The organism is Actinomadura oligospora ATCC 43269 (assembly GCF_000518265.1).
GTDB lineage: Bacteria > Actinomycetota > Actinomycetes > Streptosporangiales > Streptosporangiaceae > Spirillospora > Spirillospora oligospora.
In genome coordinates this window covers 146,213-167,482 of record NZ_JADG01000017.1, presented here as the reverse complement: position 1 = coordinate 167,482, position 21,270 = coordinate 146,213, and the positions used below count along the sequence as shown (strand labels likewise).

At 70.9% G+C, this 21,270-nt stretch carries 17 protein-coding genes; 8 read left to right on the top strand and 9 right to left on the bottom strand.

Annotated elements, in window-relative coordinates:
* The first annotated feature begins 264 nt into the window (after window positions 1–264).
* Window positions 265–1,722: a polysaccharide deacetylase family protein gene (locus P696_RS48145; protein ID WP_157429915.1), complete on the top strand. Its 1,458-nt coding sequence runs from the start codon at window positions 265–267 to the stop codon at window positions 1,720–1,722.
* 25 nt (window positions 1,723–1,747) lie between these two features.
* On the opposite strand, the gene P696_RS0125805 is transcribed toward P696_RS48145, so the two are convergent.
* The 3 genes from P696_RS0125805 to P696_RS48140 are packed head-to-tail and all read right to left on the bottom strand — an operon-like array spanning window position 1,748 to window position 7,321.
* Window positions 1,748–5,029, bottom strand: a complete 3,282-nt coding sequence (locus tag P696_RS0125805; RefSeq protein ID WP_026414583.1) for an error-prone DNA polymerase — start codon at window positions 5,027–5,029, stop codon at window positions 1,748–1,750.
* Window positions 5,022–6,581, bottom strand: a complete 1,560-nt coding sequence (locus tag P696_RS0125800) for a DNA polymerase Y family protein (RefSeq protein WP_026414582.1) — start codon at window positions 6,579–6,581, stop codon at window positions 5,022–5,024. The genes P696_RS0125805 and P696_RS0125800 overlap by 8 nt, the downstream gene beginning before the upstream one ends.
* Window positions 6,578–7,321 (bottom strand): hypothetical protein, encoded by a 744-nt coding sequence (locus P696_RS48140; protein ID WP_211245860.1) that lies wholly within the window; start codon window positions 7,319–7,321, stop codon window positions 6,578–6,580. The genes P696_RS0125800 and P696_RS48140 overlap by 4 nt, the downstream gene beginning before the upstream one ends.
* A 109-nt stretch (window positions 7,322–7,430) precedes the next feature.
* On the opposite strand from P696_RS48140, the gene P696_RS0125790 reads away from it, so the two are divergent.
* Window positions 7,431–8,393, top strand: a complete 963-nt coding sequence (locus P696_RS0125790) for a D-2-hydroxyacid dehydrogenase family protein (protein ID WP_026414581.1) — start codon at window positions 7,431–7,433, stop codon at window positions 8,391–8,393.
* Here the strand turns inward: P696_RS0125790 and P696_RS48135 are convergent.
* Window positions 8,299–9,549, bottom strand: coding sequence for an MFS transporter (locus tag P696_RS48135; RefSeq protein WP_211245859.1), 1,251 nt, complete (start codon window positions 9,547–9,549; stop codon window positions 8,299–8,301). The genes P696_RS0125790 and P696_RS48135 overlap by 95 nt on opposite strands.
* On the opposite strand from P696_RS48135, the gene P696_RS0125780 reads away from it, so the two are divergent.
* Both P696_RS0125780 and P696_RS48130 read left to right on the top strand, forming a co-directional pair.
* Window positions 9,542–10,066: a CGNR zinc finger domain-containing protein gene (locus P696_RS0125780; RefSeq protein ID WP_026414580.1), complete on the top strand. Its 525-nt coding sequence runs from the start codon at window positions 9,542–9,544 to the stop codon at window positions 10,064–10,066. The genes P696_RS48135 and P696_RS0125780 overlap by 8 nt on opposite strands.
* 4 nt (window positions 10,067–10,070) lie before the next feature.
* Window positions 10,071–10,619, top strand: coding sequence for a translation initiation factor eIF-2B alpha/beta/delta subunit family protein (locus P696_RS48130; protein ID WP_051468179.1), 549 nt, complete (start codon window positions 10,071–10,073; stop codon window positions 10,617–10,619).
* Between the two features lie 21 nt (window positions 10,620–10,640).
* Here P696_RS48130 and P696_RS0125770 read toward each other — a convergent pair whose 3' ends face one another.
* Window positions 10,641–11,798: an aldose epimerase family protein gene (locus tag P696_RS0125770; protein WP_026414579.1), complete on the bottom strand. Its 1,158-nt coding sequence runs from the start codon at window positions 11,796–11,798 to the stop codon at window positions 10,641–10,643.
* 8 nt (window positions 11,799–11,806) lie between these two features.
* Complete coding sequence (locus P696_RS48125) at window positions 11,807–13,888, bottom strand: M28 family peptidase (RefSeq protein ID WP_034486952.1); 2,082 nt, start codon at window positions 13,886–13,888, stop codon at window positions 11,807–11,809.
* Window positions 13,889–14,083: 195 nt separating this feature from the next.
* Here P696_RS48125 and recD2 point away from each other — a divergent pair, with 195 nt between their 5' ends.
* Window positions 14,084–16,294: an SF1B family DNA helicase RecD2 gene (gene recD2 / locus P696_RS0125760; protein WP_245627811.1), complete on the top strand. Its 2,211-nt coding sequence runs from the start codon at window positions 14,084–14,086 to the stop codon at window positions 16,292–16,294.
* A 632-nt stretch (window positions 16,295–16,926) separates the two neighbouring features.
* Window positions 16,927–17,211 carry a hypothetical protein gene (locus P696_RS48120; RefSeq protein WP_051468177.1) on the top strand — a complete coding sequence of 95 codons (285 nt, stop codon included), beginning with the start codon at window positions 16,927–16,929 and terminating at the stop codon, window positions 17,209–17,211.
* Between the two features lie 31 nt (window positions 17,212–17,242).
* Here the strand turns inward: P696_RS48120 and P696_RS48115 are convergent, their stop codons facing one another.
* Window positions 17,243–17,713, bottom strand: a complete 471-nt coding sequence (locus P696_RS48115; RefSeq protein ID WP_211245858.1) for a LysR substrate-binding domain-containing protein — start codon at window positions 17,711–17,713, stop codon at window positions 17,243–17,245.
* A 124-nt stretch (window positions 17,714–17,837) separates the two neighbouring features.
* Between P696_RS48115 and P696_RS0125745 the strand changes: the two genes are divergently transcribed.
* Together P696_RS0125745 and P696_RS0125740 are read left to right on the top strand one after the other, a co-directional pair.
* The gene (locus tag P696_RS0125745; protein ID WP_026414577.1) at window positions 17,838–18,851 is read left to right on the top strand and encodes a methyltransferase; all 1,014 of its coding nucleotides are present in this window, start codon (window positions 17,838–17,840) and stop codon (window positions 18,849–18,851) included.
* Between the two features lie 216 nt (window positions 18,852–19,067).
* Window positions 19,068–19,829 (top strand): MBL fold metallo-hydrolase, encoded by a 762-nt coding sequence (locus tag P696_RS0125740; protein ID WP_026414576.1) that lies wholly within the window; start codon window positions 19,068–19,070, stop codon window positions 19,827–19,829.
* 35 nt (window positions 19,830–19,864) lie between these two features.
* On the opposite strand, the gene P696_RS48110 is transcribed toward P696_RS0125740, so the two are convergent.
* A complete protein-coding gene (locus tag P696_RS48110) occupies window positions 19,865–20,452 on the bottom strand; it encodes a CGNR zinc finger domain-containing protein (protein WP_157429914.1) in 588 nt (195 codons plus the stop codon).
* A gap of 142 nt (window positions 20,453–20,594) precedes the next feature.
* Window positions 20,595–21,173 carry a hypothetical protein gene (locus tag P696_RS0125730; protein WP_157429913.1) on the bottom strand — a complete coding sequence of 193 codons (579 nt, stop codon included), beginning with the start codon at window positions 21,171–21,173 and terminating at the stop codon, window positions 20,595–20,597.
* Between the last annotated feature and the right edge of the window lie 97 nt (window positions 21,174–21,270).

Genomic DNA, 21,270 nt, shown 5'->3' with positions numbered 1-21,270 from the left:
GGCATCACCCTGCGTCCCTGAACTCCGCCCACCCGCGCGGGTTTCCCCCGACCGTCACGCGGATTCCCCGACGGTCACACCATGACAGAGCCCAGGTCGGTAGAGCCAGAGCCAAGAGATTGCCAAATAGAGGTAAAGGAGAATCGGCGGTGGGCAAACCTCGTTCATGGCTGTCCGGATGTGCGGCCACCCTCGCCGCGACCGCCATAGTCTGCCGGTCTGTCTGTTTGGTCTGAATTGCACGGTGTGGGACGAGGGGGTGGCGTGCGACCGGTGCGGTGGCGCGGAGCGGCGGCCACGCTCGCGGCGGGACTGGCGTTCGGCGTGACGGCCGCCGGCTGCTCGGGCGCGGCCGGGAGCCCGCGGTGGGCGCGGCAGGCCGCCCTGGACTCCACGCTGCCGCGCGCCGTGGAACCCGCGTCCGTGGCCGGCCTGGAGACCGTCACCCGAAGCGAGTCGGACGCGCGGCGGCGGCTCTTCACGTCCTACCCGATCGTGCCCGGCGCAGGGCCGCTGACCGATCGGCTCGATCAGGCCGTGGACGACCTGACCGATCCCTATGAGCGCGAAAGCGCAGGTGAGAAGCCTGGTGTGCTCGTGCCGGAGCTGAATGTCCAGTGGACGCTGACGGCCGCGTCCGGGAGCGTCGTCGGCGTCCGGCTGGTGAGCCGGCAGTCGCAGGGCGCGGAGGCGGGCGAGACCCGCCGCACGTACTGGTACGACGGACTTGCCGGGTGGGCCGTGGGCTCGGACGCCTTGGTCAACGGCGAGAACGCCCTGAACCGCCTTGCCTCCATCGTGCGCGCGCGGATCGAGGCCAAGGCCGACCCGGAGCGTGTCACCGCCGTCCCGGCGACCTTCGCGTCCATGGCGTTCAACACCGACGGCGACCTGGTCGTGGAATTCAGCGATCATTCGGTCGCCCCTTCCGCGCCCGGCCGCGTCGCGGTCGCGCTTCCCGCCTCCGAGTTCGAGCCGCTGCTGTCGGACCTCGGCCGGCGCGCCCGCGCCGCGTCCCTCACGCCCCGTCCCCGGCTCACTCTGGCCTCCGGCGTCCCCGCGCCCACGAGGACGAACCGGGCGCGCCCGCGGTCCGCGCGTGTGAACTGCGACGTCGCCAAGTGCTTGGCGCTGACCTTCGACGACGGTCCGGGGCCCGACACGTCCCGGCTGCTGGACGAGCTGGACCACGCGCACGCGCGCGCGACGTTCTTCGTGGTCGGCGCGAACGCGTCCGCCCATCCGCGTTTGCTGCGGCGCATGGCCGACGCGGGCCATGAGATCGGCGACCACACGCGCGGCCACCACGACCTGACCCGGCTCGCGCCGATCCAGGTGCACGCGGAGGTACAGCAGACGCAGGACGCCGTCCGCCAGATCACCGGCCGGGCGCCGGTGCTGCTACGGCCTCCGTACGGCGCGTCCAACGGGGTGGTCGGGGACGTCGCCCGCTCGCTCGGCCTCGTCCAGTCGCTGTGGAACGTGGACACCCTGGACTGGCGCGACCAAGACGCCTCGACCGTCGCCGACCGGGCCGTGGACGGCGCGCGGGCGGGCGGGGTGATCCTCATGCACGACACCTACGGGACGTCCGTGGACGCCGTCCCGCAGATCGTGGCGCGGCTGAAGGGCGAGGGCTACACGCTGGTGACCGTGTCCGACCTGCTCACGTCCCGGCACGCCCGGCACCCACGCCCGGGCGACCGCTTCGCGGGCTGGTGAGCCTTCGGGCTGGTCGATCCTGGGTTCAGTGGAAGTCGCGGGAGCGGACGCGGCCGGGCACAGGCAGACGCCGCAGGCGGGTCGCGCGGACGTGGGTGACGCCGTCGACGCGCTCGAGCCGCCCATGGACCAGGAGGGCCTGGGAGTCGACCGCGAGGGCGCGGTGCCGGGCGAACACGGGCGGCGGGCAGACCACGTTGATCACGCCCGTCTCGTCCTCGAGGGTCATGAACACCATGCCGCCCGCCGTCGGGGGCCGCTGCCGGTGCGTGACGAGCCCGGCGACCACCACGTTCGTGTCGCTGGGCTGTTTCCCGAGGGTTTCGGACGACAGCGCGCCCAGGTCGTCCAGGGCCTCGCGCACGTGCGTCATGGGGTGGGTGTGCGCGATGCCCGTGGCCCACAGGTCCGCGAGGGTTTCCTCGATGGGCGTCATGGCGGGTAGCGGGGGCGCGACCGTTCCCGGTGTGACGCCCTCCAAGGCGTTTTGGCTGTTTCCGGCGAGTGCGCCAGCAGCCCATAGGGCCTGCCGTCGCGACAGCCCGAAGCACCCGAACGCACCGGCCGTCGCCAGTGCTTCGAGCGCAGCCGCCGACAGCGTGACGCGTCTGGTGAGGTCTTCCATGTCGCGGTAGGGACGTCCGGCCGCAATCGCCTCAGCGGTGGCCGTCCCCAGGTCGCGGACACTTGCCAAGCCGACGCGGATGGCGGGCTGGGGTTCGTCCGGCGCGTGCTTGTGCGCGCGTGTGGGTGGGACCGGCTCTTCGAGCGTCGTATGCAGGTCGCTGGCGTTGACGTCCACGCCCCGAACGGTGATCCCGTGCCGCATCGCATCGGCGAGCAGCGAGTTGGAGCTGTAGAAGCCCATCGGCTGGTTGCGGATGATGGCGGCGGTGAACGCGGCCGGATGATGCCGCTTCAGGTACGCGCTCGCGTACACGAGGTGCGCGAAGCTCTGCGCGTGCGATTCGGGGAAGCCGTATCCGGTGAAGCCCAGGATCTTCTGGTAGACGTCCTCGGCGATGTCGTCCGGGATGCCACGCTCCGCCATCCCGCGCATGAGGCGTTCCCTGAGCCGTTCCACGCGTTCGGGCGCGCGTTTGGCTCCCATGGCCTGCCGTAGCTGGTCGGCTTCGGCGGGAGTGAATCCCGCGCAGGCGATGGCCAGTTCCATCATCTGCTCCTGGAACAGCGGAACGCCCAGCGTGCGGGCGAGCGCGCCCTCCATGAGCGGATGCGGGCACGCGGGCGGTTCCAGCCCCTTGCGCCGCCGCAGATACGGATGGACGGACCCGCCCTGGATGGGACCTGGCCGGATCAGCGACACCTGCACGACCAGGTCGTAGAAGCGGCGAGGACGCAGGCGCGGGAGCGCGGACATCTGCGCGCGCGACTCCACCTGGAACACCCCGACCGTGTCGGCGTCGCACAGCATGTCGTAGACGTCGGAGTCCTCCTGCGGGACGGACTGCAGGTCGTAGTCCTCGCCGTAGTGCGCGCGCACGAGGTCGAAGCAGTCGTGCAGGGCGGCGAGCATGCCGAGGCCGAGCAGGTCGAACTTCACCAGCCCTGCCGCCGCGCAGTCGTCCTTGTCCCATTGCAGGACGCTGCGCTTCTCCATGGAGGCCCACTCGATCGGGCAGACCTCGCCGACGGGACGGTCGGCGATGACCATGCCGCCGGAGTGGATTCCCAGGTGGCGGGGCAGTTCCAGCATCTGGTGGGCAAGCTCGCGGACGGGCCCCGGAACCTCGGTCTCCGAGCCGACGGGGTCGCGCGGATCGATGCCCCGCGACCAGGCGTCCTGCTGGCCGGGGGAGTGGCCGAGCGCCCGGGCCGCGTCCCGGACGGCCATGCGCGGCCGGTAGCTGATGACGTTCGCGACCTGCGCGGTGCATTCGCGTCCGTACTTGTCGAAGACGTACTGGATGACCTCTTCGCGGCGGTTGTGCTCGATGTCGAGGTCGATGTCGGGTGGTCCGTCGCGTCCGGGGGAGAGGAACCGCTCGAACAGCAGGCCGTGCCTGACCGCGTCCACCCCAGTGATGCCGAGCGCGTAGCAGACCGCCGAGTTTGCCGCCGATCCGCGCCCCTGGCACAGGATGTTCTTGTCCTTACAGAACGCCACGATGTCGTGGACGATCAGGAAGTAGCCGGGGAATCCCAGGCCTTCGATGATGTCGAGCTCTTTGGCGATCTGCGCGTAGGCGCCGGGCATGTTCTCGTTGTCGGGCGTGCCGTAACGCTGAAGGGCACCCTCCGCGACGAGCTTCCGTAGGTGGCTGGCCTCGGTCTGGCCTTCGGGGATCGGCCAGTCCGGCAGCTTCGGCGCGACGACGGAAAAGTCGAACGCGCACTCTGCGCCCAGGGCGACCGTCCGTTCGAGCACGCCGGGGAAGCGTCCCAGGCGTGCGGCCATCTCCTTGCCGCTGCGCAGGTGCGCCGTGCCACTTGCCGGGAGCCAGCCGACCATGTCGTCCAGAGCCCGCCGCGACCGGACGGCCGCCATCGTCTCGGCCAGCCGCGCCTCGGCTCCGGGTGCGGCGAAGTGCACGTTGTTGGACGCCACGACCGGTGCCCCGACCTCGTGCGCGAGCGCGAAGAGCACGTCGTTGCGGAGGTCGTCGCCGGGCTGGTCATGGTCGATCAGCTCGACGAAGACGCTTTCCCGCCCGAACAGTTCGACCATGCGACGAAGCTCGCGTTCGGCCGCTTCCGGGCCGCCTTCGGCGAGTGCCGCCGGGACGGGCCCCTTTCGGCATCCGGTCAGCACGGCCCAGCGGCCCTCGTGTGCGTGCGCGAGGGCTTCCAGGTCGTAGATCGGCCGTCCCTTCTGTCCGCCTGTGAGCTGTGCGGCGGTGATGGCCGAGCACAGCTTCGCGTAGCCTCCCGGGTCGCGCGCGAGCACGAGGAGATGCCGTCCGGCCGGGTCGGTCTCGCCCGCGCGCGGTGTTTCGATGTCGAGGCTGAGCTCGGCGCCGAAGACGGTGCGGATACCGGCTTCGCGGGCGGCCTGGGAGAACCGCACGACCCCGTACATGCCGTCGTGGTCGGTCACCGCCATCGTGCCCACGCCGAGTCGCGCGGCCTCCTCCACCAGCCGCGTGGGGTCGCTCGCCCCGTCCAGGAAGCTGAACGACGAGTGGCAGTGCAGCTCGGCCCATTCGACCTCGGGGGCGGAGGCGACCTGCGGACGGGGATCCTCCCGCTCCGGGCGCGCCGGGGGAGCGGGCGTGCCGCCGCCGTTCCAGGTGAGGCGTTTCTCCAGCTCAGACCAGGGGACGGGTGGGTTGAACCAGTTACTCATACGCCGCCTCCACGTGCCAGCGCCCGCCCTCGACGGCCAGCAGGTACGCGGCCCCCTCGGCGGTCGTGACCTGGAACCGGGCCCGGCGGCGGGCGCGCTCGGGCTCCCACCAGCGCTCGGCGACCGGCCACGGGCCCGTCCAGCCCGTCACGGCGTCCGGAGGCGCCTCGCCGACCGCGACGTAGGCCGGAGGTCCCGAGACCGCGCAGCGGGCCGACACGCGCACCTGAGCGCCGTCTGGAGCCGTCACCGCGGCGGGCAGAGGCTCCGGTGGGACGACGGCGGGGGCGGGCGCCGGCACCCGGCCGGGCCACGGGCCGTCCGGGATCTCCCGCGGTGGCAGGTCGCCCACGGGGACCTTGAACACCTGCTCGCCGGGCCCGCGCCCGTCCACGAGGACCGGACGCGTCACACCGCCGTGCCCGAGCAGCGCCTGGATGCGGTCGGTGGCGCGCGAGACACGCTCGTCCACGCCGCTCTGCCCCCACAGCGCGTCCTGGCTGCCCACCGCAGGCACGAGCTGGTCAGGAGTGAGCTCCAGCCAGACCACGCCGCCCCACACGGCGTCCTCGTCGTGGCCGGAGGCGTCGGCACGGCCTGGGGCGTCGCTACGGCCGGGGATGTCGGTCCGCCATGCGGAGAGCTGCCAGCGGACGCGTTCGGCCACGGCGAGCGCGGACAGCGCGCCGTCGTGCCGCCAGAGCCGGTGCAGGACGTGACCGTCCGCCATACCGATCTCCACCGAGAGCCGCACACAGTCACGGCCGTGCTCGGCGAGCGACTCGTGTAGCTCGCCTGCCAGCCGCTTCGCGGCGAACGTCACCTCCTCGGACTGCGCGGGCGGGTCGAAATCGGCGCGGACGGTCAGGTCGGCAGACGCGGCGGACGGCGCGACCGGCCGCGGCGGTTCCCCACGCGCGAGCCGGTGCGCGAGCGCGCCGTCCGCGCCGAAGCGGCCCGCGACGTGCCCGGCGGGCAGCGCGGCGAAGTCGCCCAGCGTCCGGATGCCCAGCCGGTCCAGCAGGTCGGTCAGTTCGGGACGATCCAGCACTGACATCGGGTAGGGCGCGAGGAACGCCGCCGCGCCACCAGGAGGGACCACCACGCCGCCCTGGACGCGCGCGGCCAACTCCGCCGCGAACAGGCCGTCCGCTACACCGACGCCGCAGTCGAAGCCCGCCTCGACCACGGCGTCCTGGAGGAGGACCCGGGCGGCCTCCTCGCCGCCGTAGAACGTCGTCGGCCCGCGCGCGGGCACGGCGCACAGGCCCGGCCGGACGACCTCGACCCGGGGTGTCAGCTCACTCACGGCCGCCGCCACCGCGAGGAACATGCGGCCCTCGGCATCGGTGTCGCGCGTGCGCACGAGCAGGTCAGGGCAGCGCCTCTGGGCGTCGCGGACCCGCATCCCGCGCCTCACGCCCTCGGCCCGTGCCGCCGACGTGCAGGCCGCGATCCGTCCGTCGCTCACGACCGCTCCCGGCGCGGAGGCCTCGATTCCGACCGCCGTCGCAGGCCAGTCGGGGCACCACACCACCAGCACCCTGCTCACGACACTCTCCGGGGACGGACGACCTCCAGCACAGGGCGCCCGGACGCGCGGGCGCGCGGGGCCTCGGCCGGTTCGACCTGCCCGGCGGCACTGGGTAGCCATAGCCATTCGCGTCGTCCGGCCCCTGGCGCGTCATGGCCTTGGGCGACGACAAGCGCGCGACGTCCGCCCAGGACTCCGTGACCGTCCCCAAGCCCCTCCCAGTGCGATTCGGTCACGGCAAGCCGCAATCTCACCCCCGGCCAGGTGTGCATGGCAGGGCCGGTGAGCGCGAGCACGCTCCCGTGCTTGCGCGCGAGGGCGGTCAGACGGCGGACGGCTGCGGGCGCGGGACGCTCAGATGGCCTGACCAGAACCAGGCTCACGGCTTCGACCAGTGCCGCGACCACGTCGGGCCACCGCTCCGCTGGGTCGTCCACCAGGAGCAGGCGGCGCGGGTCCGCGCCCATGCCGCATGCGGAGAGCACCCCGAATTCGGGGACGCCGACGACCGCGCACCAGCCATTCGACCCTCCGTCCGATTCCGTGCCGCCGTCCAGGGACGCCCCGGCGACCAGCGCGACGCCCAGGGACGCCGACCCGGAACCGTCCAGCCCGACGACCGAGCCCGCCCGCAGACCGCCCGGGAGGAGCGTCCGCAACGCGGGCAGCACCGGCACCCGTGGCCCGCCCGTACGCACGAGCTGGTCCCGCAGGGCGGCGTGCGGCGGGAGACTGGGGGCCGCCGACGCGTCCGCCACTTCGCCTCCCTTGCGCTCACCACTCCGCCAATGTCGAACATAAGTTCGACCATTGTCAAGTTACCCCAGGTCAGAAAGTGTTCTGAGGGGTCGGGATACAGTGGTGGCAATGAAGATCAAATGTGCCGTCATCGACGATTTCCAGGGCGTTGCGGAGTCTCTGGCCGACTGGTCGCGGATCGGGTCGCGGGTCGACGTCCGCTTCCTGCGCGCGCACGAGCCCGACCCCGAGCGGCTCGCCGAGACGATCGGCGACTGCGAGATCATCGTGGCGATGCGGGAGCGCACCCCCTTCCCGGAGAAGCTGCTCGCGAGACTCCCGAACCTGCGCCTCCTGATCACCACCGGCATGCGGAACGCCTCGATCGACCTCGACGAGGCGGCGCGGCGCGGCGTGACCGTCTGCGGGACGGCCGGCGCCACCCACCCCACCGTCGAGCTGACCTGGGCCCTGCTCCTCGGCCTGGCCCGCCACGTGATCCCCGAGAACGGTTCGTTGCGTTCCGGCGGACCCTGGCAGCAGACGCTCGGCACCGACCTCCACGGACGCCGGCTCGGTGTGATCGGGCTCGGCCGGATCGGCTCCCGGGTGGCGACGATCGGCGCCGCCTTCGGCATGGACGTGGTCGCCTGGAGCCGGAACCTCACCGCCGAGAAGGCCGCGGAGTCCGGGGCGCGCCGCCTGGCCACGCTGGACGACCTGCTGGAGACCAGCGACTTCGTGACCGTCCATGTGAAGCCGGGCGAACGCACGGACGGCCTGCTCGGCGCGGCCGAGCTGAAGCGGATGCGCCCGACGGCCTTCCTGATCAACACGTCCCGCGCGTCCATCGTGGATCAGGACGCGCTCGCCACCGCGCTGCGTGAGGGCCAGATCGCGGGCGCGGGGGTGGACGTCTACGACATCGAGCCGCTCCCGGAGCACCACGAGTACCGGACGCTCCCGAACCTCCTCGCCACGCCGCACCTCGGCTACGTCACCGAGGACAACTATCGGAGGTACTTCTCCGAGGCCGTCGAAGATATCGAGGCGTTCCTCGCGGGCGCGCCCGTTCGCGTCCTGACCCGATGAGCAGGGCCGCCGCCAGCAGCTGAGTGGCGGCGGCGAAACCGAGGGCGAACGTCAGGGGCAGGCTGCCCGCCAGTGCCGCACCCACCGCGCCGGCGGTGATTTTGAGGCTCGCCCCAGTGGTGAACACCTGCCCGCGCAGCCGTGCCGGCGCTTCTCGATGCCGGATGTCGAACACCGCCGCCAACTGCGGCCCCTCGCCCGCCCCCGCGAGGAGTGCCGCCACAACGAGCACGGATGCATTCGGCGCAACAGCCAGACCGGCCAACCCGAATGCGATCCCCACGGCGGCGATGGTGAACACCGATTCCGGTTGGCGCCTGGGTGGCCACCGCGCCGCGACTGTGGCGGTGACCATCGCCCCCGCTGCCAGCAACGACAGCAACAGCCCTCCACGGCCAGCTCCGCCGAGGTAACGCTCACCCAAGGGCGGGCACGACACGATCAGCATGCCCGTGCCCAAGAAGGCGACCATGGAGGCCACCGTGACCCGACGCAACCCCCGCGCGCGCACGATGGCGACGAATCCCGCCTTGAGGTCCGCGGTGAAGGCAACAGATGCGCGCGCCTGCTGGCGCGGAAGGGTCAATGCGGCGGGGACGGCCAAGAGCAGCAATCCGATGGTCGCCGCCATGGCCCAATAGGTGCCAACCCCCGTGATGAGCCCCGCAGCGGCCGGTCCGGCCAGCGCGGCGACGTTGTAGGTCGCCGCATCAAGCGAATGGCCGCGCCCCAAAAGCCGCTCAGGCAGGACGTCGGCTAGGCGCGCCGTCCAAGCCCCCGACAGGGACGGTGCCAGAAGCCCCGTGAAGACCGCCACCGTCATGGCAATCCCAAGCTGCCCCAGAACGGTCGTCACCAGAGCAAGTCCGGCCGCATAACCGCCGAGTGCGAGAGCCAGGAGCAATCCGGGCCGGGCCGCACGGTCCATCAGAGCACCGAGCAGCGGCCCGCCCACGGCGGACGCCACGGTCAGCGCGGCGAACAAGAGCGAGGCCGGACGCTCCGACCCCAACACGGCCATCCCGAGCAGCAGCAACGCGGGAGCCGACATCTCGTCGGCCGTCCGCGCGCTGAGCGCCCCGGCGAAGTAGACCGCCGCACTTCCGTTACGGGTTAGCATGTAAAAGGCGTAACACAAGGAGGATGCGGTGATCAACCGGCCATCGGACGCGGCCGAGCGGGCAGCGGCCTTGACAGGCGCACTGCGCGTCGACAAGGCGGACGCCTCGGCCGTCGCGTCCCTCCTGCACGCGCACGGGGAGCCGACCAGACCGGACGTGACGGACGAGGACGTCACCTCCCTGGGTGCGGTAGCCGACCGCCTCTGGGAAATCTTCGGAGCTCAGGACGTCGACAGCGCCGCCCGCCTCATCAATGACCTGCTCGCTGAAGCCGCCGCCCCGCCAAGGCTCAGCGCCCATGACGGCACGTTCTGGCACCTCCATGCGGACCGCAGCGACGACGCGTCCTGGGCCGAATGGTTCGCCGCCTCTTCTGCGCTCGCCTTGGCCGTCCTCCTGGCCGAACGCAGGGCCCTCCCAGGCGGAGTGTGCGCGTCCGCTTCCTGCGGAAGGCCCTTCGTCATGACGGGCCGTGGCGCGCCCCGCCGCTACTGCTCAGCACGCTGCGGCAGCCGCGAACGCGTCGCATCCCACAGGCGCGCGAGAAAATGAACCCATGACGGCAGATATCGCTCCCATCGCGTGGACCGGCGACTCCCTGCGCCTTCTCGACCAGACGCTCCTGCCCGCGCGCCTGGAGTATCGGGACGTCCGGGAGCTCGACCAACTCGGCATTCCCTACTACGTCCAACCAGACAGCGCCGCTGCGGGCACCATCCTTCGGGGCGGCATAGACGCCGCGATCGTCGGAGCCGACCGCATAGCGGCGAACGGCGATACGGCGAACAAGGTCGGAACCCTCGCGGTGGCCCTGGCCTGCGCCGCCGCGAACATCCCCTTCCTGGTGGCCGCGCCCTGGAGCACCATCGACCTTTCCACCCCGGACGGCGACCACATCCCCATCGAAGAGCGCCCGCCCGCCGAAGTGCTGACCAACGGCCCTATCCCGGTCACCCCTGCAGGCGCGCGAGCCCACAACCCCGGCTTCGACGTGACCCCGGCCCGGTTTATTACGGCGCTGATCACCGAGACCGGTCCGCTGGACCCCGCCAACGGCCACACGCCTACTGAGGAGGCGAAAAACAAGGGGGAGCGCAGGCGTTAGCCCGGCTCCCCCTTCACTGCGTCAGCCGATTGTGGAGAAGTCGTAGACGGTTGTCGAGGTAAAGGTCTGGCCAGGGCGTAGGACGGTCGAGGGGAAGGTCGTGTGGTTGGGGGAGTCGGGGAAGTGCTGGGTTTCGAGGGCCAGTGCGTCGCCTTGGCGGTAGGCGTGGCCGCTGGTGCCGACGAGAGTGCCGTCCAGGAAGTTGGCCGTGTAGAGCTGGACGCCCGGCTGGGTGGTGCTGAGGCGTAGGACGCGACCGGTGCGAGGCTCGGTGACCGTGGCGGCGAGGGTGAGTTCGTCCGGGCGGCGCTGGTTCAGGACGAAGTTGTGGTCGTAGCCGTGGCCGATGAGCAGCTGCGGGTCGTTGTCGCGGATGCGTTCCCCGATCGTGTGCGGGCGAGTGAAGTCGAACGGAGTGCCCTTGACCGGGGCGAGCTTTCCGGTGGGGATCTGGGTGGCGTCGGTCGGGGTGTAGCGGGAGGCGTTGACCTGAAGCCGATGGCCGTAGGCGTCGCCCGTGCCTTCCCCGGCGAGGTTGAAATAGGAGTGGTTCGTCAGGTTGACGATGGTGGCCTTGTCGGTTGTTGCCCGGTAATCCAGCCTCAGCCGATTGCTGGTGCCGAGGGTGTAGGTGACGTTCGTCGTGAGCGTGCCTGGGTAGCCCTCTTCGCCGTCCTTGCTGACGTAGGTGAGGTGTAGGGCGACGCTGCCCTTGCCCTTGACGGCAGTGGCCTTCCAGACCTTGGTGTTGAAGCCCTTGATGCCGCCGTGCAGGCTGTTGGGGCCGTTGTTGATGGGGAGCTGGTAGGACGTCCCGTCCAGGGTGAATCGGCCCTTGGCGATACGGTTCGCGTAGCGTCCGATGAGCGCCCCGAAGTACGGGCCGCCGTTCTTGTCGACGTAGTCCTTCAGCGTGGCGAAGCCAAGGGCGACGTTGCCGTCGTGGCCCTTTCGGTCCGGCACGTCCAGCATCTGGATGATGCCGCCGTAGGTGAGGATCCGGACGCGCATCCCGTGCGCGTTGCTGAGGGTGTAGCGGTCCACCGTGGTGCCGTCGGCGAGCTTTCCGAACGTCTCCTTCGTGACGGACGGTCCGCTCGCGGCGTTGACCGGTGCGACCGTGGAGAGCATGGCCGTGCCCACGAGGACGGCGCCTGCGGCTGCGTGAATGGACTTCATGGTCGTCCTCAGAGAGTGAGAGATCGGGTCGCGGCTTGGAGGCTGTTGTAGAGACGTGCCTCGTACGCGCGCGCGGTTGCTGGGTCGTTCTTCAGGAACAAGGCGTCGTGCAGCCCGGGAAGCCGTTGGGTGGCGTACCCGGTGTCGAGGCCCGGTGCGTAGATCTGGTGCCGGTACCACGGGCGCGCGGGTAGACCGGCGTTAGTGAGCAGGTCCCGTTCCGCGCGAATGAGCCGGTCGTTGAGAGAACGGAACGCGGCGGTGTCGCCTTTGGCGAGCGCCATATCGGCTTGGGTCTGGATTGACTGAGCCGCTCGTTCCCATGCCTGCGCCTGCGCGACGTCGCGCGACACGTCCACCGCCACCGTGCCGAGCTTCTTGCGTTGCTCAGTGGTGAAGTCGTTCAGGTAGCCGACCGTCTCGGACGCGTAGGGCTGGTAGTGCATGGCGATGACGTCGGCATTGGCCAAGCGCAGGGTCGCGATGCCTGCGAGCCTCGACATGGCCGCGTGGTATTCCCAGGTCGGGTCGCCGAAGCGGTCCGTCGAGTAGAAGTCGTCGCAGGTGCAGTGGTAGTTCCCGGACGATCCGGGGCTGCTCGCACCCAGATCCATGGCGGGGACGCCGAATCGTTGGAAGAACGGTTGGAAGTCGGATCCGCCGCCGATGCGGTCGATCGGCGTCTGACCGTTGTTCTGCTGCTTCCACGCGTCGTACAGCGTCCCATCGGTCCCCGGCCAGGCGACCTCCTTCGACGCGTCGATGACGCTCTGGTCGAGTGCGGGTGTCGCCGATGGGGAGAACTCCGAACCGGCGGCGATGTCCATGTTCACGTAGGCGACTGCGTTGCGGAGCTGTTTCTCGTGCTCTTCGGCGTACTCGGTACTGCCGTAGATGCCGTACTCCTCGCCGTCCCATGTGGCCAGGACGACCGTCCGGTCCGGACGCCAACCGCGCTTCTGCAGCTTCCCGAGCGCACGAGCCACCTGCAGAACGTTCTCGGTGCCGGACAGGTTGTCCAGAGACCCGTACGCCCACGCGTCGTGGTGGCCGCCGAGGACGACCTCCTGGTCAGGACGCTCCGCCCCGGGGATGCGCACGGTCACGTCCCAAATGGGAGTGGTGATGAAGTCGCTTTGCAGATCCAGGTGGACACGCGTTCCGCCAGGCCCGAAGTGGTAGGGGAACGGCAATCCACCCTGCCATTCCTTCGGTACCTGCGCGCCGTCGAGCGCGCGCAGGAGCGGCTCGGCCGCGCCATAGGAGATCGGCGTGGTCGGGATGAGCCCCTGCAGCTCCGGCGCCTGCGACGGCTTCAGCCTCGGCGCGTGCTTCGTTGAGGGCCATCCCGGCGTGAGCGGGTCGCCCGCGGCGTACATCATCTGACCGACGCTGCCGCGCTGGATGCCGTCGGACGCGCGCCACGGCCCCTGCGGATAGACCGTTCCACGGATGAAGCCGTCATTCGCCGGATCCGAGTAGATGATGACGGCCTTGGCGCCCGCCTTAGCCGCCTGAGCGGGTTTCACACCCCGGAACACCTGCCCATAGCGGACGAGAGCGATTTTGCCCTTGAGTGAGATTCCGTTCTTGGCGAGTAGCGCGAAGTCCTCGGGACGCCCGTAATTGGCGTAGACGACCTCGCCCTCCACGTTCCCGGACGGAGACAGACCGTTGTAGCCGGGGATGATGTCGTCGTAGTACTTCTGCCAGGGCTGCTTGCTCTCCTTCACCGGCAGGACGCGTCGCTCAGGCGCGGTCATCTCCACGCTGACGCGCTTGGGCCGCGACAAGTACGTGTAGTAGGTCTTCACTTCTGGCTTCAGACCATAGGAGCGCAGCTCGCGGACGATGCGCTGGACCCGATGCCAGTCGCCGGTCGTCCCCGCCACCGCGGGTTCGCGTGCCAGCTCCGCATCGAGCAGCCGCGCGTTCGCCGCGGACGGAATGGCGCTGAGCTCCTTCTCGTACGCGCGCTGCCAGGCCGAGGACTTGGCCGTGAAGCCGGGGATGGGGGTCGGGGGCGAGCTGGGGGTTTGGCCCGTGGCCGGAGTGGCGGCGACGAGCGGGACCGCGGTGGCGAGGCCCACCGCGAGGGCCAGGATTCGGGAGTGGAACACCTGGGAGACCTCCCGGTACTCGTGGTACGGGTGCGCCCGGACCGTACGCCGTGATCATGCGAGGATCCAGATCGTTCGCCGGATGCGGCCAAGACCGACCGGCGGGTTATCCACAGAATCGGTTTCGGTTTCGGTGGCGGCGGCCGGTCCGCGAGGATGAGATCCGTGACGAACCAGGCGGCAGTTCCCCCGAAACCGGTGATCCTCGAGGCGGTGCTCGAGCGGATCACCTACGCCAACGAGGACACCGGATACACGGTCGCGCGCGTCGCCACCGAGAGGTCCGGCGGCGACCTGCTCACCGTCGTCGGCGCGTTGCTCGGCGCGCAGGCCGGCGAGAGCATCAAGATGACCGGCCGGTGGCGCTCCCACCCCAAGTACGGCCGGCAGTTCGAGGCCGACTCCTACACCACCGTGCTCCCGGCGACCGTGCAGGGCATCCGCCGCTACCTCGGCTCCGGCATGATCAAGGGCATCGGCCCGGTGATGGCCGACCGCATGGTCTCCCACTTCGGCGTCGACATCCTGCGCGTCATCGAGGAGGAGCCCGGCCGCCTGGTCGAGGTGCACGGCCTTGGCAAGCGCCGCACCGCGCGCATCGCCGCCGCCTGGGAGGAGCAGAAGGCCATCAAGGAGGTGATGGTCTTCCTGCAGGGCGTCGGCGTCTCCACCTCACTCGCCGTCCGCATCTACAAGCAGTACGGCGACGCGTCCATCGACACCGTCCGCCGTGAGCCCTATCGGCTCGCCGCCGACGTGTGGGGCATCGGCTTCAAGACCGCCGACACCATCGCGCAGGCCGTCGGCATCCCCCACGACAGCCCCGAACGCATCAAGGCCGGGCTCCAGTACACGCTGTCCGAGGCCGCCGACCAGGGCCACTGCTACCTGCCCGAGCCCAACCTGGTCACCGCGGCCGAGAAGATCCTCGGCGTCGCCCGCGACCTCATCGTCCCCGCCCTGGACGAGCTCGCCGCCGACGAGGGCGTCGTCCGCGAGCGCGTGAACGACGTCCCCGCCGTCTACCTGGTCCCCTTCCACCGCGCCGAACGCTCCGTCGCCCGCGGCCTGCGCACCCTCCTCAACGTTCCGAGGGACCGGCTCGCCGCGTTCGCCGACGTCGACTGGCAGAAGGCCCTCACCTGGCTGCGCGCCCGCACCGGCACCGAACTCGCCCCCGAGCAGGAGCAGGCCGTCCGGCTCGCCCTCACCGAGAAGGTCGCCGTGCTCACCGGCGGCCCGGGCTGCGGCAAGAGCTTCACCGTCCGCTCCGTCGTCGAGCTCGCTGCGGCCAAGAAGGCCAAGATCACCCTCGTGGCGCCGACCGGCCGCGCCGCCAAACGCCTCGCCGAGCTCACCGGTCACGAGGCCGCCACCGTGCACCGCCTGCTCCAGCTCCAGCCCGGCGGCGACGCCAGGTTCGACCAGGACAATCCCCTCGACACCGACCTGGTCGTCGTCGACGAGTGCTCGATGGTCGACCTCATCCTCGCGAACAAGCTGATCAAGGCCGTCCCGCCCGGCGCGCACCTGCTGCTGGTCGGCGACGTCGACCAGCTCCCGTCCGTCGGCGCGGGCGAGGTGCTGGCCGACCTACTCGCCGCCGACGCCACCGTCCCCCGCGTCCGCCTCACCAAGATCTTCCGGCAGGCCCAGCAGTCCGGCATCGTCGTCAACGCCCACCGCGTCAACGCCGGCGACCACCCGCACACCCGCGGCTACCCCGACTTCTTCCTGTTCCCCTGCGAGGATTCCGAGGAGACCGCCGCCCTCACCGTCGACGTCGTCGTCAACCGCATCCCCGCCAAGTTCGATCTGGACGCGCGCCGCGACATCCAGGTCCTCGCCCCCATGCACCGCGGCCCAGCCGGAGCGGGCACCCTCAACGCCCTGCTCCAGGATGCCCTCACCCCCCACAAGGACACCGTCCCCGAACGCCGCTACGGCGGCCGCGTCTTCCGCCCCGGCGACAAGGTCACCCAGCTACGCAACAACTACGACAAGGGCGAGGCCGGCGTTTTCAACGGCACCGTCGGCGTCGTCACCACCGTCTCCCCGGAAGACCACACCCTCACCGTCCGCACCGACGAGGACGAGGAGATCGACTACTCCTTCGACGAACTGGACGAGCTCACCCACGCCTACGCCATCACCATCCACCGCAGCCAGGGCAGCGAGTACCCGGCCGTCGTCATCCCCCTCACCACAAGCTCCTGGATGATGCTCCAGCGCAACCTCCTCTACACCGCCATCACCCGGGCCAAGAGACTCGTCGTCCTCACCGGCTCCCGCCGAGCCCTCGCCGCCGCCGTCCGCACCACCTCCTCCGGCCGCCGCCACACCGCCCTCGCCCACCGCCTCACAACCCCCACCTAACCCACCCGACCCGCAACGCCCCACCGCACCGCGGCGCTCCACCGCAGGGGCGACGTCCCACCGCACGACAGCACTCCACCGCACCGCAAAGTCCCACTGCAGCGCGATGCTGCCCCGCACCGCGACGTCCCGCCGCACTGCGGCGCTCCGCCGTGGAGCTCCGCCGTGGCGCGATGCTCCGCTGGACCGCGGTGCTCGACCGGGCCGCGACCTCCCACCCCAGGGCGCTACGCCCCACCGCGGCGCGGCGCTCGATCGGCTGGTGGCGTCTCACCGCAGGGCGACGCTTCACCGGGGTGCGGCGTCCTGCTTCGCCTGCAGGGTGGTGTGCGTGGGTGGGGGATGGCGTTGGTGCTGGGGGTGGGTTGGTTGGGGGTGTCTTCGAGTGGGTGGTGATGGGGGAGCGGGGCCGCCTCGTTGGGGCGTGGGGGGCTGCGGGCGTGAATCGGGGCCGCGGCTGTGTCGGCTTGGCCCGAGGTCCTTGGTCAGGTGTGGTTCGGTGGCCGGGGGTGAGGTGAGGGGTGTTCTGGCGCTGCGGTTTGTGCCATCAGGTGACATCGTCAAGGACGGTCGCCTGCGTGGGAGGCGCTGCTGCCGAGCGTGTGGAGTGGCGGTCGTCCGGAGGAGCGAACGTGGTGTCAGAACGGCATGTCGAGTGGAGCGTCGACGAGGACATCCTGTGGGGACGCAACACCGACTTGGCGGCGGTTGCCGAGCCCGGCTTCTGGCTGGAGGGCGACAAGGCCGGCCTGCGCGGTCGACTTCACCTCACGGAGGACGGGGCCGCGGTGCTGGAGATGGGTGAGGCGCAGATCTTGTTCGACGTCGCCGCGGCGCCGCCGAGGAGCGTCGACGGGGCCTGGGTGCAGATCAGGGTCGCGGCGGACTGCGTCGGCCTCTGGCCGTATCAGGTTTGACGTCATAGGAGCGGAGCGGTCCTGAGGCCGGTCATGGCGATGGGCTGCGGGTGTTCGGGCTGGTGGGATCCGTCTCAGGGGAGCCCTCAAGGTGGCCGAGAGCGGCGATCACGAAGGACGTGACCAGGGGACGGCGGTCCTGGGCGTTCCAGGCGAGGACGAGGTGGCTCGGAGGGGCGTTGGTCACCGGGACGCAGACCAGGCCGGGCGGAACCGGGGCGACGAGCGAGCGGGGCAGGACGCCGACCATCCGGCCGACCTTGACCATATGGAGCAGCTGGATCACGTCGACGACCTCGGGGCCGGTGCCGTCGCCTCCAGGGACACCCTTCCAGCGCGGCAGCGTCTCGCCGTCCAGGTCGGACGTCCGCACGGAGGCGCGTTCCGACAGCCGGTGACCCGACGGGACGATGACCACGCGGTCCTCGGTGTGCAGCGTCTCGTGGGACAGGCCGTCCAGATCGTCGCGAAATCGACTGAAAAACCAGGAAAAGCGTGACATGCCTCCGCTGTCGGGTTGTCAGGTGGGCGGGGGAATGGCCTTGAGGGGGGAGTGGGTAGAGCTGGGGTGACGAGCGCGGCGACGCGCGAACCCGGTGTCGTGAGCGGGAGCGGAGGAGCCTGGGATGCCTGAAGAGGACAGTGACTGGGGCGGGAAGCTCTGGGCCGTCGCCGACCTGGTCACTCCGATGGTCGTCCGGGTGGCGGCGACCCTGCGCCTGGCCGATCACATCGTGGCCGGGCGACGGACGGCCGACGCCCTGGCCGAGGCGGTGGACGCCGATCCGGACGCTCTCGGGCGGGTGATGAAACACCTGGTCACGGCCGGGGTGCTGACCCGGTCGGAGGACGGTGTCCACCAGCTGACCGACCTGGGGGAGGAACTGCGTGACGATCACCCGAAGGGCCTCCGGGCCCTGCTGGATCTGGACGGCGCCCTCGGACACGCCACGCGGTGCTTCGTCGACCTGCTGCACACCGTCCGGACCGGTGAGCCCGCGTTCCGGCACTTCTACGGACGGTCGTTCTGGGAGGACCTGTCGGAACATCCCGAGCGGGGAGCGTCGTTCGACGCGTTGATGGGCGCGCGGCTGGTCGCCGACGCGCCGGTCGTGGCGACCGCCTACCCCTGGGGGACGCTCGGTCACGTCGTCGACGTGGGCGGAGGCGACGCGAGCATGCTGATCGCGATCCTTCGCCGCCACGAGAACCTGCGGGGGACGGTGGTCGACCTGGCGGGACCGGTGGGCCGTGCGCGGCAGGCCATCGAGGCGGCGGGGCTGGGCGATCGCGGGGACGCGCGGGTCGGCAGCTTCTTCGACGCGCTCCCGGCGGGGGCGGGCGGGTACGTGCTCTCGGGCGTCCTGCACGACTGGGACGATCCGGACGCCCTCCGCATCCTGCGACGCTGCTCCGAAGCCGCGGCGGCCTCGGGAAGGGTGCTCGTCGTGGATCACTTCGGCGACGAGGTCCCCGGGGTCTCCGACACCGAAGGTGACCTGAACATGCTCTGCTACGTCGGCGGACGGGAGCGGAGCTTCGAGGAGTTGGGCGAACTCGCCGCGAAGGCCGGGCTGGGTGTCGGTTCCGTGGTTCAGGCCGGTATGCGCACGGTCACCGAGCTGGTGCCGTCCGGCTGAGCCGTCCTCCGGTGGCGCCGCGCCCCGAACAGAACCTTCCTCCGCAGCCGCCGCGCACGCCTGACGTCGCAGGACGTCGGCCTCTCCAACACCGGACGAGATCGAGCGAGCGCACTCGCCGCCCCGCCCCACGCTCGTCGTGGAGCTCGATCTGGACTTCGCGAACAGGCCGCCCGGGCCCTGCGGACAGACCAGGGGGCATGGGATCTTGGAGGGATGCGACAGGTCACAGTGCTCGGCAGTTGCGGGGCGTTTCCGGAGTCGGGACGGGCGTGCAGCGGGTTCGCCGTGGACTGGGACGGGTTCCGGGTCGTCCTCGATCTCGGATACGGCACGCTGCCCCGGCTGCTCGCGCACTGGCCGGACGGCGTCGTGGACGCGGTCGTCATCACGCACGAGCATCCCGATCACTGCGTCGACCTGCATGGGTTGTTCCGGGTGTGGTTCTACGGGCGGCCGGCTCCGGCGGCCAAGGTCCCGCTGTACTGCCCGCCGGGCGTGCTCGAGCGGCTCCAGGGGCTGGAGCCGGACGTCGAGCTGGAGTCGGTCTTCGACGTCCACTCCCTGCCGGGCGTCCACCGGGTCGGGCCGTTCACCCTGTCCGGCTTCGAGCTGCCGCATTACGTCCCGAACGCCGGGGTGCGGCTACAGGACGAGGTGGCGACGCTCGCCTACACCGGGGACACCGCACCACACCCGCTGCTCGCCGACCTGGGCCGTGACGCCGACCTGTTCATCGTCGAGGCGACCGACCGGGACGGTGAGACGGAGCGTCCCGGCCGTAACCTGATGACCTCCGCCGAAGCCGGGCACTGGGCTCGCCGGGCGGGCGCTCGCAGGCTGATGCTCACCCACTTCTGGCCCGGTAACGACCGCGCGGCATCCGTGGCGGCGGCTAGCGAGGCGTTCGAGAACGACGTGCTCGCCGCCGACGAGGGCCTGACCGTCACCCTGGACGACCCCCGCTCCACCCGGTGACCGGAGGCCCGCCACCCGGGGGTGTTGGGGTGTGGTCAGGGCGTGTGGGAGCGGCGGCGGGCGCGGAAGGCGGCGACGTTGGTGCGGTTGGCGCAGGTCTCGGAGCAGAAGCGGCGGCGGCCCGCGCGGGACGTGTCGGCGTAGACGCGGAGGCAGTCGGGGGCGGCGCAGACCCCGGTCCGTCCGATGCCGTGGGAGCAGACGAGTTCGGAGAGGTGCATCAGCGTCGTCGAGCGGAAGCGGAGCGGGAGCTTGGCGGACGGCGGGGCGTGGTGCAGGTGCAGGCCGAGGCCGTCGTGGTCCGACAGGTGCGGGTTCGTCGGGGTCCGTTCGAGCAGGTCGTTGAGGACGGCGACGGCCGCGGGCAGGTCGGGCGCCTCGAAGAACGGGCGCAGCTCGCGTCCCCACGCGCGGTACTCCTCGGCGGTCGCCGGGTCGAAGTCCTGCCAGACGAACCCGTTGACGCGCAGGATGCGGCGCAGCGCGTCCGGGCCGTCGTCGCCGTCCGGGACGGTGACGGCGTTCACCAGCGCGACCGCGGCGGCGACGCCGTGACTGCGGTATCCGGTGATCTTCATGGGGCGGGAGACCTGCCTGTCGCGGGTGTCGGCTGTGGCTGGCACCGAGATTATCCCGTCGGCCCGGACGACCCGCCCGTCAAGCGCCAGAACCCGCCCGTCCGCCAGGAAACGACGCGACCCGTCCGGGCCGTCCCCCGGGGAAGGAGGAGGGGACGGTCCGGACGGGTCGGCAGGACAAGAACGATCAGCTGCGGCCGAGGAGGCGGCCCGCGGTGGTCCAGTTGGTGGCGATCGCCTTCTGCGCGGCGCGGAGGCTGACCTTGCCCGCGCAGACGGCCTTGTACAGCTTGAACTCGATGCCGTCCTTGGGGTTGGGGGAGCCGCCCGGCTCGGGCCACAGGTTCTTGGGGTCGCGTGGCGCGCCGCCGAGGCTGAGGGGGATGAGGTGGTCCTCCTCGTAGTGGGACATCGTGGTGTCCCGGTAGCCGTACTCCTTGATCTGCTGCCGCTTCAGCGCACTGGTGTAGGAGGACGGCGGGCGGATCCGCTTGGAGTAGCCCGGAACGCAGATGGTCCTGTGGATGGTCGCCTGGGTGACGGCCGGGTTGGTCGCGCCGGGCTGGCACCTCGGGTCCGGCCGGGAGGTGGCCGGGTTGAGGCTGGACGCGTGGCAGGTCCTCGCGGCGGTGACCTGGGGCGCGCCGGAGGCGGGCGCGGCCTGGGCGGCGCCCGCCCAGGACCCGGCCAGCAGCGCGGCCGCGCCGAAGGCGGCCGTGGGGACCCGGGCGGCGCGGAGGGAGATTCGGACGGCGTGGAGGGACACGTCGGCTCCTGAACTCGTCGGAGGCGCCGACGCTTGCGCGCCGGCTCAAACGATCAGGAGCCTGCCGTCCGAAGGTCACCGGCCGGTGTCCGGTCTG